The organism is Roseovarius sp. EL26, assembly GCF_900327775.1.
Taxonomy (GTDB): domain Bacteria; phylum Pseudomonadota; class Alphaproteobacteria; order Rhodobacterales; family Rhodobacteraceae; genus Roseovarius.
In genome coordinates this window covers 23,346-38,411 of record NZ_OUMZ01000001.1, presented here as the reverse complement: position 1 = coordinate 38,411, position 15,066 = coordinate 23,346, and the positions used below count along the sequence as shown (strand labels likewise).

Sequence of the window (15,066 nt, the reverse complement as noted above, 5' to 3'; positions counted from 1 at the left end):
TCGAAGCATAAATTCCGGTTCAACACCACAGAACGCCACGCGCACGGGATTAGGACTATGACCACCTGGATTACGATCTGCGACACCTGCAAGCAGGATGACTGGGACGAGGCGACGCACAGCCGACCGCATGGGCAGGATCTGGCGGATCTGGTTGAGGCGCAAGCCGAGGGCCGCGATGTCCGCACCCGCCGTGTGTCTTGTCTGATGGGCTGCAAACACGGCTGCAACGTTGCCATTCAGGCCTCCGGTAAGCTGGCCTATACCTTGGGTCGTTTCGCCCCGGAGCAGGACGCAGCTGAGGCGATTGTCGATTATGCCGAACTGCATGCGCAATCGACCAGTGGGCAAGTGCCGTTCAAACAATGGCCGCAAGGTGTAAAGGGGCATTTTGTCACCCGCCATCCGCCACTGCCGTCTGACGATCAAGACTAATGCGCTCAGGACGCGACCATGGGGGCGGCCTTGATGCTGCCATCGCATGCTTTGGTGGCACGCGAAGCGATTGGGTTGATCTGTCTACGGGCATCAATCCCGTGCCATATCCACTGCCAGAGCTGGCCCCTGCAAGCTGGGCAGCACTGCCCGATCGTGCGGCGGAAAATCAGTTGATCGAAGCCGCCCGGCGGTTTTGGGATGTGCCGGATGATCTGGCCATTCTTGCGGCACCGGGGGCCTCAAGCCTGATTGCGCAATTGCCGGGATTGATCCAGCAAGGTGCAAAACTTGTCCACATCCCAAGCCCCACCTATAACGAACATGCTGCCGCCTTTGCCGCGCATGGCTGGGTGAACGATGCCAATACACCGGATGCCCGTGTCATTGTGCACCCCAACAATCCCACCGGACATTGGTATGGGCGGGGTGATCTGGATGCGCCATTTACCGTGATCGATGAAAGCTTTGCAGATGTCGCGCCCCAACGCTCTATGATCAGGGATGCCAACAACAATACAGTGGTCCTCAAGAGCTTTGGCAAGTTCTGGGGATTGGCTGGGTTGCGGCTTGGGTTTGCCATCGGCGCGCCAGACCTGATCACCCGCCTATCTGAACGCTTGGGGCCTTGGGCTGTGTCCGGCCCGGCGCTCCAGATAGCTGCCGCAGCGCTCAATGATCATAACTGGGCCAGCGCGACCCGCACGCGGCTGGACGAAGACGCGGCGCGGCTAGATGCTCTGATGACACGTGCTGGTGCGCAGGTTGAGGGTGGAATTTCCCTGTTCCGCCTCTACCGCGTGGACAATGCAGCCGCTTGGCAGACAAAATTGGCCAAGCACCATATCTGGAGCCGAATCTTTCCCTATTCCGAGACCTATCTGCGTCTGGGCCTTCCCGCCCCGCAAGACTGGGCACAATTGGAGGCCGCGCTATGACCCTCGCCCTATGCCTTGGCTTGGCCATGGTCCTGGATGCCACGTTCGGTGAACCGAAGTGGCTGTGGGACAGGGTGCCTCATCCCGCTGTCCTGATGGGCCGCGTGGTTGGTTTTTTGGACAAAACCCTGAACGTCGGTGATCAACGTCGTCTCAAAGGTGTTGTGGCCATGGCCATATTAGCCATGCTGGCCCTGATCTTAGGCAATGTCATCGCCACTTTTGGCGGTGTTGCAGAGGTCTGCGTTGCCGCTGTTTTGCTCGCACACAAATCACTGGTGGATCATGTTCGCGCCGTGGGCCGTGCCTTGCGCTTGTCGCGCAACGATGCCCGGCTGATGGTCGCGCGTATTGTCGGGCGTGACACCAAGGACATGAGCGGATCTCAGATTGCCCGCGCTGCCATTGAATCTGCAGCCGAAAATTTCAGCGATGGCGTCATTGCACCTGCCGTCTGGTTTTTGATCGGGGGGCTGCCCGGTCTGTTGCTATATAAGTTCACCAATACCGCCGACAGCATGATCGGTTACCGTACTGAACGTTACGAAGAGTTTGGCTGGGCCGCAGCCCGGTTCGATGACCTTCTCAATCTCATCCCTGCCCGTCTGACGGCCGTCTTGTTTACCCTCAGCCACGGCCAAGTCAACCAATGGCGCGCAATTGCCACCGAGGCACGCTTGCACCGCTCTCCTAATGCCGGATGGCCAGAGGCCGCGTTGGCCCGCGGGCTGGATGTGGCACTTTCGGGTCCCCGCTCTTATGAGGGGCAGCGGCGCGACTTTCCTTATGTTAATGAAACCGGCCGCAAACTGATTGGCGCACCTGAAATCAGCGCCGCCTGCTCCGCACTGTGGCGTGCTTGGTCGCTATCGCTCGGATTTGTTCTTATACTGGCACTTCTGTGCATTTAATCGAGGCGGCTCATGACCACTGATACTCCATTCGAGATTTTTCTGGCCGCTACCCCAGGGCATGAACTGCCCTTGTTCAACGAGGTGCGCGAGGCCGGATTTTCCAGACCACATAAAATGCCCGGCGGCGTTACCATTCAGGGCGGTTGGCACGATGTTTGGCGCGCCAATCTGGTCTTGCGAGGCACCAGCCGGGTGCTGGCACGGATCGGATCGTTTCGGGCGATGCATTTGGCGCAACTCGATAAACGCGCGCGTAAGTTCCCATGGTCTGAGGTGTTGCGCCCAGATATTCCTATCAAGGTCGATGTCACCTGCCGCAAATCCCGCATCTATCACGCCAAGGCCGCAACCCAGCGCATTGAACGCGCGTTGACTGAAACACTGGGTGTGACGCTGGCCGCTGATGCCCCCCTGCGCCTGATGGCGCGGATCGAGGATGATCTGTGCACCTTCAGCATCGATACCTCAGGCGAGCCGCTGCACAAGCGCGGCTTCAAAGAGGCCGTGGTCAAGGCGCCTATGCGTGAAAACATGGCAGCAATGTTCCTGCGTGAATGCGGATATACGGGTCAAGAACCTGTATTGGACCCGATGTGCGGCTCGGGCACCTTTGCTATCGAAGCCGCCGAGATGGCCGCAGGTTTGCATCCCGGACGAGAACGTGCCTTTGCATTTGAAAACCTTGCAACGTTTGATCCACAAATCTGGTCAGACATGCGCGAAAGCAGCGCCGCGCAAACACCTGCGCATTCCTTCTTTGGCAGCGACCGCGATACCGGTGCAATCAAAGCCGCCAGCGCCAATGCAGAGCGCGCGGGCGTAAGTGCATCAATCAACTTTCAGCACTGCCCAATCAGTGAGTTGCAGCGCCCCGATGGCCCAGCAGGCCTGATCATGGTGAACCCACCTTACGGCGCACGCATCAGCAACAAAAAACCGCTATATGCACTGCACAACTCCCTTGGGCAGGTTTTGAAAGAAAGATTTTCCGGCTGGCGTGTGGGTCTTGTGACATCGGATGCGGATCTTGCCAAAACCACCGGCCTGCCCTTCGATAACCCTGGCCCCTATGTAGCCCACGGTGGGTTGAAAATCCGGCTATGGCAGACTGCGCCGTTGCCCTAGAGCATTCACCATCAATTCCCACCGCGCTTTACTTTTGGGTAATAAATATCCATTATATGAAGCATATCTGTATTGTTTTTCGATGTTCTCATCAAAAACGTGACCCTGCGAAGCTGTAACTTTGCAGGGTCTTTCTTTACTCTGAACTTAACTCAAGATGTAAAGCCGAATGATTGCGACAAACAATGTTGCCATAGCAATCACAACCATCCATTTTCTGTATTGACTTTCCTCGATGTCTCTCACCCCCCTTCATCGCAATGGATTTAAGGCCATTGAGGGGTTAATTCTGGACTCAAATAAGGCGAAATCGTGACGCAGAATACCAAGAATAGAAATTTATATTTCTAAATCAATTGGGCGAAACATCACGCTACCATCTGTTCGGCTTTCTTCAGATCAACCGAGACCAGCTGACTCACGCCCTTCTCTGCCATCGTCACGCCGAACAAGCGGTCCATCCGGCTCATTGTTACGGCGTGGTGAGTGATGATCAGGAAACGGGTTTCTGTGCGACGGCACATTTCGTCCAGCAGATCACAGAACCGCCCAACGTTCGCATCATCCAGCGGCGCGTCGACCTCATCCAACACACAAATCGGTGAAGGATTGGACAGAAACACACCAAAGATCAGCGCCAGAACGGTCAGGGTTTGTTCACCGCCAGATAGCAGGCTGAGCACTGACAGTTTCTTACCCGGTGGCTGGCACATGATCTCAAGTCCGGCATCCAGCGGGTCTTCGCTTTCGACCATAACCAGATTGGCCTCGCCACCACCAAACAGGTGCTTGTAGAGCATCTTGAAGTTGGAATTGACCTGTTCAAATGCTGTTAACAGGCGTTCGCGTCCTTCCCGATTCAGACTGGCGATACCACTGCGCAGTGTTCTGATCGCCTCTTCCAGATCATTTTTCTCGTTGACCAGCGCGGTATGCTCTTCCTCAACCTCGCGCGCGTCTTCTTCGGCGCGCAGGTTCACCGCCCCCAAAGCGTCACGTTGACGTTTCAGGCGGTTTACATCGGCCTCAATCACGTCTGAGGCTGGCATTTCATGCGGGTCAACGCCCAGTTGCTCCAACAATGCTTCGGGTGCAAGTTCCACCTCTTCGGTGATCCGCTCCGCCGTCACAGCAACGGTTTCACGTGCGGCTTCCATCCGTGCCTCGGATCTGGCACGCGCCTCGCGCGCTTCGGATGCATTGCGCTCTGCCTCGCGTTCACCGGCAACGGCTTCACGTGCGGCCCCTTCGGCAACCGAGAGCGCATCTGCCGCCTCGGCACGACGGGCGCTGGATTTGTCGATCTGCTCGCCCAGCTCTTCGCGTTTGGCAGCAATCTCTTCTGGCGCAGCAGAGGCCTCAGCCAGTTCTTCTTCTGTGGTATACTTGCGTTCAGCCAGCTCAGCGCTGCGCTTTTCAGCTGTTTCCAAGCGGTGCCGCCAACCGCTGATTTCCTTGGCCACTTCTTGGCTGCGTTTGGTGCGACTTTCGCCCTCGCGGCGCAATTCATCATGGGCAGAGCGGCGTGACATCATGGTAATCCGCGCAGCCTCGACCGTCATTTTCACGTCATCAACCTGCGTGCGCGCCTCGTCCAGATCGCCCAGATCGGTCTGACCTTTCTCAGCCTCGGCCAGCTGCTTTCGCGTCTCCATCGCCTCTTCTTCGTGGCGGGTGACGGCAAGGCCCAGTGATTCATGTTTGGAGGCTGCAAGGTTCCGGTCTGCCTCGGCCCGCGACAAGGCTCGGCTGGCTTGCGTCACTTGTGCGTCCGCCGCCCGGCGGGCCTCGCGCGCAGCACGGTCTTCCTCGGCTTGACGTGCCAACATCAAGGACAGGGCTTCGTGCGCCTGTTGTGCCCCCTCGGCACGGGCCGTCGCATGAGACAGTTCCTGCTTGAGTTCTTCCAGACGGTTGAGTTGCTCCAGACGCAGGGCTGCTGCACTTGGTGCATCTTCTGCCCATGCGCGGTATCCATCCCAACGCCACAGGTCGCCTTCCCGACTGACCAATCGCTGCCCGGGCTTCAGTTCGGCCTGCAGTCGTGGGCCATCATCCGACCGCACCAACCCGATTTGGCCAATACGGCGCACCAGAACTTCGGGCACATTCACATAATTGGAAAGCGCATTGACACCTTCGGGTAAGGTTTGCGCGCTGGAATATCCCGGCAGGCGGGCCCAGCCAGAAGGACCATCATCTGTCACCTCTGGCGCACGTAAGTCATCGGCCAATGCCGCCCCTAACGCTTTTTCATAACCAGACGTCACCTGAAGAAGATCAAGGATCTGCCCGCCCTCGGCCGTGTCGCGTTCCAGCAGTTTGGCCAATGCGGTGACTTCCGCGCTGAGCGCGTTCAGCTCCCCTTCAGCCTCGGAACGCTCCGCCCGTGCTGTGACTTCGCGGTCTTGCGTCTCAGAACGCGCCTCTTCGGCGGCATTCAAAGCCAGTTCGGCCTCTTCGGCAATATGCTGCGCCTCGGCCTCGGCCTCATGGGCGGTCTCAAACTCTTGTGCGGCACGCAACTCTGCGTCTTTAGCGCCTTGTGCTGCCTCGCGGGCACGGGTCGCCTCAGATTCGCTTTTGGTTAGCATCTTACGGCTGTCATCCAACAGGCGTTGCGCTGAATGGTGGCGCGCGGCCAGACGGGCGACATCTTCGGTTAGCTGTCCCAGATCAGTTTCGCGTTGTTGCAAAACGGCGGCGGCTTCATGAGCCTCTTCCGAGGCGATCTCCAGACGTTCCTCTTGCCCCTCGCTCGCCTTGATCAGTTCGCGCGCTTCCCATTCCAGACGTTCAATGGTTTCGCCTGCATCGCGGTTCAGGCTGGCCTCGCGCTCAATATCACGGGTCAGCTGTTCAATCCGCGAGGACAGGGTTCCAATCCGGGTGCGGGCATTTTGTTCTTGCTCATTGAGCGTGTCGCGCTGGACTTGCAAACGCTGCAAAACAGCCGCCGCAATCGCTTCTTCCTCGCGTAGGGCTGGCAAGGCATCTTCGGTGTGTATCCGCAACTTGCCTGCTTCGCGTGCAGCCGTTTCCGCACGTGCGGCGGCGGTGACACGTTCGCGCAGTTCGTCGTCTGCCAGTGCACGGGCCAGATCAGCCTCTTTCCAGCGACGGTAAAGCAACAGGCCTTCAGAGCGGCGCAGGTCCTCACCAATGGCGCGATATCGCTGTGCTTGGCGCGCCTGACGGGCCAATTGTGCCAGCTGGGTGGCCAGCTGCTCAATCACATCATCAACACGAGCCAAATTGGTTTCCGCGCCTTTGAGCTTAAGTTCTGCCTCGTGACGGCGCTGATAAAGGCCGGAAATCCCGGCCGCCTCTTCCAAAATCTTGCGGCGTGCTTTGGGTTTGGCATTGATCAGGTCTGTAATCTTGCCCTGACTGACCAGCGCCTGCGAGTGTGATCCGGTTGAGGCATCGGCAAACAGCATCTGCACATCGCGGGCGCGGGCATCCTTACCGTTAACCTTGTAGGCCGATCCAACATCACGGGTGATCCGACGCACCACTTCCAAGTGATCCGCATCATTGAATCCTGCCGGTGCCAGCCGATCAGAGTTGTCCATATGACAAACCACTTCGGCAAAGTTGCGCGCTGGTCGACTGGCCGCACCGGCAAAAATCACATCTTCCATACCGCCGCCACGCATGATGCTGGGGCGGTTCTCGCCCATCACCCAACGCAATGCTTCAAGCAGGTTCGACTTGCCGCAACCGTTTGGCCCGACAACCCCGGTCAAACCATCCGTGATGATCAGATCCGTCGGGTCAACGAAGCTTTTGAAGCCGGTCAGTCTGAGCTTTGAAAAATGCAATGCGTCCCCTTGCGGTTTCTACGGCACGAAATGATTCCAATTCCCGAATATTGTGACGGTGGGAATCACACGCTGTCAACGCATAACCCCACCATATGGGGTAAGTCGCGGAGTTATCCACAAAATATTGCGACTTTTCGCCCATTCGAGTCGAAAATTTCAGTTTCAATCAGAGCGTGGCAGCATTGTCGCCGCGATTCGAATGCCGGAAGAAATCCATCATCTTCCACCCCTATGTCGCCCAGCAATAAAGCGATGTCGGTTTCCATTCGTTGGCTCATTTTCTTGCCTTGAATGAGGGGTGTGCTTTGCAAATCATTCTTGACGAATGCCTTGGCAATCTTCATACCGAATAAAGCAAGGGTCCCCATATGGATGCAAAGCATTCAGGGGATGAATTGGGAATGACGTGATGGTGGACCCATGTAGGGCACTCAATCGTCAGCCGCCCCCGCGACTGTAAGCGGTGAGCCCCTGTCGAAGACCACTGGGTGAATAACCTGGGAAGGCGACAGTAAGGCATCGACCCGCGAGCCAGGAGACCAGCCTTTGCGTGACTGTAATCCACACCTCGGGTGAGAGGTGAAGAAGGAGAAATAAAATGACTGCACTGGTACATTCAGCCGCAAAATCCACCGTATTCCCTGCCGTAGCTGCGATCATTCTGGGCTTTGGCATTGTGACAATGGCTGGCCACGTTCAGGCTAGCGCGCTGCACGACGCCGCACATGACGTGCGTCACGCAACCGGCTTTCCCTGCCACTAAGCCATGTTCCAAAAAATTCTGACCAGCGCGTTGTTCGCTGGATTCTGTACAGGGCTGCTTGCGGCCCTGTTACAGTTGGTTTTTGTGCAACCCGTGCTTTTGCATGCGGAGCTGTACGAAGGTGGTGATCTTGTGCACTTTGGTGCCGCAGCGGTTAGCGCCCATCAGGATCTTGGCGGCATCGATCTGATGCGCGACGGACTGAGCGTGTTGTTCACCGCGCTGATCTATACCGGCTATGCCTTTGTGCTGGTCGCGATGATGAGCATGGCGTCTGAGCGTGGATTCACAGTCAACGCACGCACTGGCTTGATCTGGGGCATTGCGGGTTTCATTGCGATGCATTTCGCGCCTGCATTTTCTCTGCCGCCTGAGGTGCCTGGTGTTGCCGCCGCTGATGTGGCCGAGCGTCAGGTCTGGTGGTGGGCTACCGTTGCAGTCACCGCACTTGGTCTTGGCCTGTTTGCCTTTGGCAAAGGGGTGATCATGTACGTGATCGCTGGCTTGTTGATCGCTGCACCGCATCTTGTGGGCGCGCCGCATCCGGATGAGTTTGCCGGGCCGGTTCCACCGGAAATCGCAGCACTCTTTGCCAGCCGTGCATTGGGTGTTGGATTTGCTGCCTGGGCCTTGCTGGGGACATTCGCCGGATATTTCTGGCAAAAGGAAGCGGCTGACGCTTAAGCGCCTAAACACAACAACGCCCCGGCGGCATCGCCGGGGCACTTGCTTGGAAACGATATGCAAAAACCTTTCTTCCTTTTGATCATCGGGCTGTTCTTTGGCACGGGCTTTGGCTTCATTCTGGCTGCGAGCAGCGGTGCTGAATTCGAAGGTCACGATCATGGTGACCCGGCGCAACACGCCGAAGGTCAAGCCCACGACGGTATGGATCATTCAGCGATGGATCATGCCGCAATGCACAGCAAATTGACGGAGGCCAAGGCACCCCTCCCCGGTCTCGATTTGACCCTGCATCCAGATGGGGCCAGCAGTCGTAATCTGGAGATCAGCCTTGAAAATTTCGCCTTCTCGCCAGAGAACGTGAACGGTGAAAACACCCCCGGCGCAGGTCATGCCCATATCTATGTGGATGGTGTCAAATTGGCGCGCAGCTATGGCCCTTGGTTTCACATCAGCGGCCTGAGCGCAGGCGAGCACGAAATCCGCGTGACCCTGAATGCCAATGACCACAGCCAGTTTGCCATTGATGGCGAACCCGTTGAAGCCAAAGCCACCGTGGTTATCGAGTGAGCATGCCGGCGGCTGATATTCTGTTGACTGCCGCTTGCAGGACGGGGGCGCTCCCGTCGTCCATTACGTTGCGCTATGCTGGAACACGCCCAACCAGACAGTGGCGCAACCGTCCTGCCCCGCGCGCATCCTCGATCCAGCCATCGGTGCTTGCGGCATACATGCCTGCAAAAGCCAGTGTGTCAGCCAGATCCTTTGCTGGATCGATGTCGCCGAAGAGATACGTCGCCTTGCCAGGCGCCGAGAACGCCACGCTTAACGCGCGCCCGCAATTGGACATGCAATCATGGTCCTGGACCTCGAATAGCATGGCTTTTTCAGCAAATGCTGCGCGTAAATTTACGGCAAACCTCTTGCCACCCAGCCCCTCACATGTTGAACAGACCACAATCCGGTGCATCACTGCCTCTCCTTCGCTTGCGAAGGGCCTAGGCCAGTGGCGCACCTCTTGCAAGCGTTTGAAGGAGAGAACCTGATGCCTGCCAAAATTCCTGCCACTGTTGTTACCGGTTTCCTTGGAGCCGGGAAAACCACCCTGATCCGCCATATGCTGGAAAATGCAAATGGCAAACGCATCGCCTTGATCATCAATGAATTTGGTGATCTCGGTGTTGACGGCGGCATCCTAAAAGGCTGCGGCATCGAAGGCTGCGCCGAAGAGGACGTGGTCGAGTTGTCAAATGGCTGCATCTGCTGCACCGTGGCCGAAGATTTTGTGCCCACCATACAGATGTTGTTGGACCGGGACGATGCGCCCGATCACATCGTGATCGAAACCTCTGGTCTGGCCCTGCCCCAACCGCTGGTGCGTGCCTTCAACTGGCCCGAGATTTCCACCCGCGTGACCGTTGACGGTGTTGTCACCGTAGTCGACGGCAAGGCCGTATCCGAAGGCCGATTTGCCCACGACGTCGCCGCAGTTGACGCACAGCGTCAGCAAGACGAAAATCTTGATCACGAAACGCCACTTTCAGAACTGTTCGAAGATCAGATCGCCTGCGCTGACATGATCGTTGTCAATAAATCTGACCTCCTGGGTCAGGATGAAGCCTCTGCACTTGCCGACAAACTGCGCGGTGAAAGCCGTGACGGCGTGCAAGTCGTCAAAGCCACCATGGGCGCCCTGCCAGTTGATGTTCTCTTGGGTCAAGGCATCGGGGCCGAGGACGACATGGATGCGCGTCACGAGGTGCACCATCACCACCACGATCATGATGATGACCATCACGACGACGACGACCATGACGATGATCACGATCACCACCACCATCATGACCACGATCACGATGCGTTTGAGAGCTTTGTTGTCACCCGTGGTGAAATCACCGATGCCGGAGCTTTCGCGGAACAGGTTGCTGATGTGATCCGCCAGAACAACATTTTGCGTCTCAAAGGTTTTGCTGCTGTCGAAGGCAAACCCATGCGTCTGACGCTGCAGGCGGTTGGCCCACGTGTGGACACCTATTTTGACCGCCCATTTGGCGCAGATGCGCGTGAAACCCGTCTGGTCGTCATTGGTCAGTCCGGCCTGGACCGCGCCGCGATCGAAAAAGCGCTGGCCGCCTGATGTTGGTAATCGAGGTCTCAGATCCACGCGAAGCGGGTGCGAAACAGCTGTTGGAATCCAGCCACGCGCTGATGGCAGAGCTGTTTTCGCCCGAGGAAAATTTTGCGCTGGATATCGAAGACCTCTGTACACCGGATATCCATTTTTTCACCGCCCGTGAGGGAGGTGAAATTTTGGGTACCGGAGCAATTGCCGCACGTGAGGGGTATGCAGAGGTGAAATCAATGTTCACCTCGCATGCCGCACGCGGCAAAGGCGTGGCTGCGGCATTGCTGCGCCAGCTGGAAGATCAGGCCCGTGCCTTGGGTCTGAATGCGTTGAAGTTGGAAACCGGCGAAGAACTGGCCGCGGCCATTCGTCTGTATGAACGCCACGGGTTCACCCGTTGCGGTGCATTTGGCGATTACCAGCCCAACACATCCAGCGTTTTCATGGAAAAACAACTGGACGACGCAAGCGCCTAGTGCTTCACCGTCTTGCTACGACAAATTATTCAAAGGGCTGCCCCTGATGCATCTGCTTGCTGCCACCCCCGGATCCATCGATGATGGCAAAGAACCTGTTGATCTGGGGCAAACCCCGGCAGATGTGATATTTGTCTCGGCCGCCGATACAGAACTGGCCGCATTGAGTGCGGCGCGCACTGAGATGGACGCGGCCCCCACCCTGCGTCTGGCCAACATGATGCATTTGGTCCACCCAATGTCGGTCGATTTGCACTTGGACAATTGTGTCACCAAGTCGAAACTGGTCATCGCCCGTGTGTTGGGTGGCGTCGGTTACTGGAAATACGGTGCAGAGCAATATGCCGCGCGTTGCTATGAGGCCGGCGTGCCGCTGGCACTGCTTCCCGGCGACGACAAACCCGACCCGGAACTGCGCGAACTCTCGACGGTATCTTCAGAGCATTACGATGCGCTTTGGGCCTATATGGTTGAGGGCGGGCCAGAAAATGCCACCAATTTCCTGAACTACGCACAGGCGATGCTGGATGGCGGTGAGAAGCCCATAGCCGCAAGCCCCCTTTTGCGTGCTGGTGTCTATTGGCCCGGCGCAGGCGTCGCTGACCTGAGTGCCGCACAGGACGCATGGCAAGACGGCCAACCCGTGGTGCCAGTCGTGTTCTATCGTGCCTTGGTACAAGGCGCGGGCCTCAATCCAATCAACCGTCTGGTCCGGTCACTCCTGCGCGCCGGGTTGAACCCCCTGCCAGTGTTTGTGGCATCTTTGAAAGATCCAGTGTCCACTGCCACGCTGGAGCAGTTGTTTACCGCCGCCCCGCCCTCGGTCATTCTGAACTGCACCTCATTTGCAGTTGGGTCCCCCCATGCGGGCGATGTGAACCCCCACAACCCGCTGACCATGCCAGCCGCGCAAGGCGCACCTGTGTTTCAGGTGGTGCTGGCCGGGTCGTCAGAGGAAGCCTGGGCCGAAGGTTTGACCGGCTTGTCTGCCCGCGACATTGCGATGAACGTCGCCCTGCCCGAGGTCGATGGCCGGGTGCTCTCGCGTGCGATCAGCTTCAAGGGCGAAGCTTACTTTGACGAAGCCACGGAATGCCCCATCGCCACCTACCGCGCCCAAGGTGACCGGGTGGAATTTGTCGCGCAATTGGCCGCGAACTGGGCGAAACTGCGTGGCACGGCCGAGGAGGAACGCAAAGTTGCTCTGGTACTGGCAAACTACCCTAATAAAGATGGCCGTCTGGCAAATGGGGTGGGTTTGGACACACCTGCGGGCACTGTGCATGTGCTGAACCTGTTGCAAGACGGCGGGTATACCGTTGAAAACCTGCCTGCCGATAGTGATGCGCTGATGCAATCCATCATGGCTGGACCGACCAACTGGCTGACCGACCGGGCAGAACGTCAGGGCGGTGAGGTGCTGTCGCTCGAAATCTATCTGGAATACTTCAACGCCCTGCCGTGGGAAATGAAAGAGGCGATGACCAGCCGTTGGGGCGCGCCTGAAAAAGACCCGTTCTATGATGATCAAGGATTTCATCTGTCGATCCTGAACTACGGCAATGCGGTTGTCGGTATTCAACCTGCGCGTGGTTATAATATCGATCCGACAGACACCTATCACTCGCCGGATCTGGTGCCGCCACACAATTATCTGGCCTTCTATTTCTGGCTGCGTCATGAGTTTGGTGCGCAGGCCATAGTGCACATGGGCAAACACGGCAACTTGGAGTGGCTGCCGGGCAAGGCACTAGCGCTGAGCCAGACCTGTTGGCCCGAGGCAATCTTTGGCCCCACGCCACACATGTATCCGTTTATCGTCAACGACCCCGGCGAAGGCACTCAAGCCAAACGTCGGGCACAGGCGGTGATCATCGACCACCTGACACCGCCCCTGACTCGCGCCGAAACTTACGGGCCGCTGCGCGATCTTGAGGCTTTAGTGGATGAGTATTACGAGGCGGCGGGCGTTGATCCTCGTCGGATCGAACATCTGCGGCGCGAGATTCTGTCTCTGTCATCTGTCACAGGATTGGACAAAGATGTCGGCATGTCCGGAGAGGATGAAGACGGCGATCTCGCCAAGCTTGATGCCTACCTATGCGAGCTGAAAGAAGCGCAGATCCGCGATGGGTTGCACATCTTTGGACAGTCGCCTGAGGGTGAGCAGGAGCGCGATCTTGCCATCGCACTGGCACGGGTGCCCCGAGGCGAGGGTCAGGCACGTGATGCCTCAATCATTCGCGCACTTGCGGCGGATTGCGATATCGACATTGATCCGCTCGATTGTGATATGGCGACCCCCTACACCGGTCCCCAACATACCGACCTGAAAGATTTGGATGCGGGCCCGTGGCGCAGCAACGGTGACACGGTTGAACGGCTGGAGCTTTTAGCACAACGCCTCCTGCGGGACGGCGGGCGGGGCGTCGTGGCCCCCGGGCCACACGCGTCCGTTGTCCTGCAAGAAATCCATGAGCGTATTTTACCAACCCTGCGCGCCTGCGGACCAGACGAAGGCACGGGGCTCCTCACCGCCCTCAAAGGGCACTTCGTCGCCCCGGCGCCATCCGGCGCACCCACCCGCGGGCGGCTGGACACCTTACCCACCGGGCGCAATTTCTACTCAGTGGACAGCCGTGCCGTGCCCACACCCACAGCTTGGGCTTTGGGTTGGAAGTCTGCCAATCTGTTGATTGAAAAACACTTGCAGACTCATGGCGACTGGCCCCGTACCATGCTGCTGACGGCCTGGGGCACGGCCAATATGCGCACTGGCGGCGATGATATAGCGCAGGCAATGGCCTTGATGGGCGTCAAACCCAAATGGGACAGCGCCAACCGCCGCGTCACCGGCTTTGAGGTCCTGCCCCAAGGAGTGCTGGGCCGCCCTCGTGTTGATGTTACACTGCGCATCTCAGGCTTCTTCCGTGATGCCTTTCCACAGCTGATCGCGCTTTTCGACAGCGCCGCGCGTGCTGTTCAGGCGCTTGATGAATCCGATGACTTGAACCCAGCCGCGGCTCGCACTCGCGCAGGCGAGGCACAACCCCGCGTCTATGGCTCCAAACCCGGCGCGTATGGGGCCGGTTTACAGACCATGATTGATGAACGGCTCTGGGCAGATAAGGCCGATCTGGCGGAAGCTTACCTGACATGGGGCAGCTATGCATATGGCGCCAAAGATGAAGGCACGGCAGACCGTGCTGGATTTGAGACCCGCCTGCGCCAGACCGAAGCCATCGTGCAAAATCAAGACAACCGTGAACACGATATTTTAGATAGTGACGACTACTACCAATTCGAGGGCGGCGCCGCCGCCGCCGTCAGCACCCTGCAAGGCAAAGATCGCCCAATCTATCATAACGACCATTCCCGCCCCGAACGCCCTGTCATACGAACGTTGGATGATGAAATTGGCCGGGTTGTACGGTCACGCGTGGTGAACCCCAAGTGGATCGACGGCATAAAACGCCATGGTTATAAAGGCGCGTTCGAAATCGCCGCCACTGTGGATTATCTCTTTGCCTTTGCCGCCACGACCGGGGCTGTGAAAAGCCATCACTTCGATATGGTAGAATCTGCCTTCCTCGAAGATGATGACACCCGCGATTTCATCGAGGAACACAACGCCCCGGCCCTGCGCGAAATCGCGGAACGCCTGCAAGAAGCGATTGACCGTGGGCTGTGGACGCCGCGCTCGAATTCCGCACGTGCCCGAATTGCCGCCGCGACATTTGGTGCTGACATGCCTTGACAGGGAAAGCCACCACATGCGC

General features: G+C 57.9%; 13 protein-coding genes and 1 riboswitch. Of the genes, 10 read left to right on the top strand and 3 right to left on the bottom strand.

The features are described from left to right. Positions 1 to 57: 57 nt before the first annotated feature. From D9A02_RS00215 to D9A02_RS00200, 4 genes are read left to right on the top strand one after another with little or no spacing between them, the layout of a single operon-like run. Positions 58 to 435, top strand: coding sequence for a DUF1636 domain-containing protein (locus D9A02_RS00215; RefSeq protein ID WP_120499025.1), 378 nt, complete (start codon positions 58 to 60; stop codon positions 433 to 435). Continuing rightward, positions 435 to 1,373 carry a threonine-phosphate decarboxylase gene (locus tag D9A02_RS00210; protein ID WP_120498978.1) on the top strand — a complete coding sequence of 313 codons (939 nt, stop codon included), beginning with the start codon at positions 435 to 437 and terminating at the stop codon, positions 1,371 to 1,373. Before D9A02_RS00215 ends, D9A02_RS00210 begins: the two co-directional genes overlap by 1 nt. After that, the gene (cbiB, locus tag D9A02_RS00205) at positions 1,370 to 2,284 is read left to right on the top strand and encodes an adenosylcobinamide-phosphate synthase CbiB (RefSeq protein ID WP_120498977.1); all 915 of its coding nucleotides are present in this window, start codon (positions 1,370 to 1,372) and stop codon (positions 2,282 to 2,284) included. Before D9A02_RS00210 ends, cbiB begins: the two co-directional genes overlap by 4 nt. Before the next feature lie 12 nt (positions 2,285 to 2,296). Continuing rightward, the gene (locus tag D9A02_RS00200; protein WP_120498976.1) at positions 2,297 to 3,412 is read left to right on the top strand and encodes a class I SAM-dependent RNA methyltransferase; all 1,116 of its coding nucleotides are present in this window, start codon (positions 2,297 to 2,299) and stop codon (positions 3,410 to 3,412) included. 368 nt (positions 3,413 to 3,780) lie between these two features. On the opposite strand, the gene smc is transcribed toward D9A02_RS00200, so the two are convergent. Both smc and D9A02_RS19095 read right to left on the bottom strand, forming a co-directional pair. Next, the gene (gene smc / locus D9A02_RS00195) at positions 3,781 to 7,236 is read right to left on the bottom strand and encodes a chromosome segregation protein SMC (RefSeq protein ID WP_120498975.1); all 3,456 of its coding nucleotides are present in this window, start codon (positions 7,234 to 7,236) and stop codon (positions 3,781 to 3,783) included. 113 nt (positions 7,237 to 7,349) lie between these two features. Next, the gene (locus tag D9A02_RS19095) at positions 7,350 to 7,583 is read right to left on the bottom strand and encodes a hypothetical protein (RefSeq protein WP_162932903.1); all 234 of its coding nucleotides are present in this window, start codon (positions 7,581 to 7,583) and stop codon (positions 7,350 to 7,352) included. Continuing rightward, a riboswitch (cobalamin riboswitch) is annotated at positions 7,581 to 7,802 on the top strand. Its footprint overlaps the gene before it by 3 nt. A 35-nt stretch (positions 7,803 to 7,837) precedes the next feature. On the opposite strand from D9A02_RS19095, the gene D9A02_RS00190 reads away from it, so the two are divergent. From D9A02_RS00190 to D9A02_RS00180, 3 genes are read left to right on the top strand one after another with little or no spacing between them, the layout of a single operon-like run. Then, positions 7,838 to 8,002, top strand: coding sequence for a CbtB domain-containing protein (locus D9A02_RS00190; RefSeq protein WP_120498974.1), 165 nt, complete (start codon positions 7,838 to 7,840; stop codon positions 8,000 to 8,002). Between the two features lie 3 nt (positions 8,003 to 8,005). Beyond that, the gene (locus D9A02_RS00185; RefSeq protein WP_120498973.1) at positions 8,006 to 8,686 is read left to right on the top strand and encodes a CbtA family protein; all 681 of its coding nucleotides are present in this window, start codon (positions 8,006 to 8,008) and stop codon (positions 8,684 to 8,686) included. A gap of 57 nt (positions 8,687 to 8,743) precedes the next feature. After that, on the top strand, positions 8,744 to 9,256 hold the full coding sequence (locus D9A02_RS00180) for a hypothetical protein (RefSeq protein ID WP_120498972.1): 513 nt from the start codon (positions 8,744 to 8,746) through the stop codon (positions 9,254 to 9,256). Positions 9,257 to 9,329: 73 nt separating this feature from the next. Here the strand turns inward: D9A02_RS00180 and D9A02_RS00175 are convergent, their stop codons facing one another. Then, entirely contained in the window at positions 9,330 to 9,656 is a 327-nt protein-coding gene (locus tag D9A02_RS00175; protein ID WP_254054492.1) for a DUF1636 domain-containing protein, read from the bottom strand. 75 nt (positions 9,657 to 9,731) lie between these two features. Here D9A02_RS00175 and cobW point away from each other — a divergent pair, with 75 nt between their 5' ends. The 3 genes from cobW to cobN are packed head-to-tail and all read left to right on the top strand — an operon-like array spanning position 9,732 to position 15,044. Then, entirely contained in the window at positions 9,732 to 10,823 is a 1,092-nt protein-coding gene (cobW, locus tag D9A02_RS00170) for a cobalamin biosynthesis protein CobW (protein ID WP_120498970.1), read from the top strand. Beyond that, positions 10,823 to 11,287 carry a GNAT family N-acetyltransferase gene (locus tag D9A02_RS00165; protein WP_120498969.1) on the top strand — a complete coding sequence of 155 codons (465 nt, stop codon included), beginning with the start codon at positions 10,823 to 10,825 and terminating at the stop codon, positions 11,285 to 11,287. The genes cobW and D9A02_RS00165 overlap by 1 nt, the downstream gene beginning before the upstream one ends. 46 nt (positions 11,288 to 11,333) lie before the next feature. Beyond that, positions 11,334 to 15,044, top strand: a complete 3,711-nt coding sequence (gene cobN, locus D9A02_RS00160) for a cobaltochelatase subunit CobN (protein ID WP_120498968.1) — start codon at positions 11,334 to 11,336, stop codon at positions 15,042 to 15,044. Positions 15,045 to 15,066: the final 22 nt, after the last annotated feature.

Coding starts and splice junctions, on each gene's coding strand:
- D9A02_RS00215 (WP_120499025.1), top strand. CDS start 58: ATGACCACCTGGATTACGATCTGCGACACCTGCAAGCAGGATGACTGG.
- D9A02_RS00210 (WP_120498978.1), top strand. CDS start 435: ATGCGCTCAGGACGCGACCATGGGGGCGGCCTTGATGCTGCCATCGCA.
- cbiB (WP_120498977.1), top strand. CDS start 1,370: ATGACCCTCGCCCTATGCCTTGGCTTGGCCATGGTCCTGGATGCCACG.
- D9A02_RS00200 (WP_120498976.1), top strand. CDS start 2,297: ATGACCACTGATACTCCATTCGAGATTTTTCTGGCCGCTACCCCAGGG.
- D9A02_RS19095 (WP_162932903.1), bottom strand. CDS start 7,583: ATGAAGATTGCCAAGGCATTCGTCAAGAATGATTTGCAAAGCACACCC.
- D9A02_RS00190 (WP_120498974.1), top strand. CDS start 7,838: ATGACTGCACTGGTACATTCAGCCGCAAAATCCACCGTATTCCCTGCC.
- D9A02_RS00185 (WP_120498973.1), top strand. CDS start 8,006: ATGTTCCAAAAAATTCTGACCAGCGCGTTGTTCGCTGGATTCTGTACA.
- D9A02_RS00180 (WP_120498972.1), top strand. CDS start 8,744: ATGCAAAAACCTTTCTTCCTTTTGATCATCGGGCTGTTCTTTGGCACG.
- D9A02_RS00175 (WP_254054492.1), bottom strand. CDS start 9,656: ATGCACCGGATTGTGGTCTGTTCAACATGTGAGGGGCTGGGTGGCAAG.
- cobW (WP_120498970.1), top strand. CDS start 9,732: ATGCCTGCCAAAATTCCTGCCACTGTTGTTACCGGTTTCCTTGGAGCC.
- D9A02_RS00165 (WP_120498969.1), top strand. CDS start 10,823: ATGTTGGTAATCGAGGTCTCAGATCCACGCGAAGCGGGTGCGAAACAG.
- cobN (WP_120498968.1), top strand. CDS start 11,334: ATGCATCTGCTTGCTGCCACCCCCGGATCCATCGATGATGGCAAAGAA.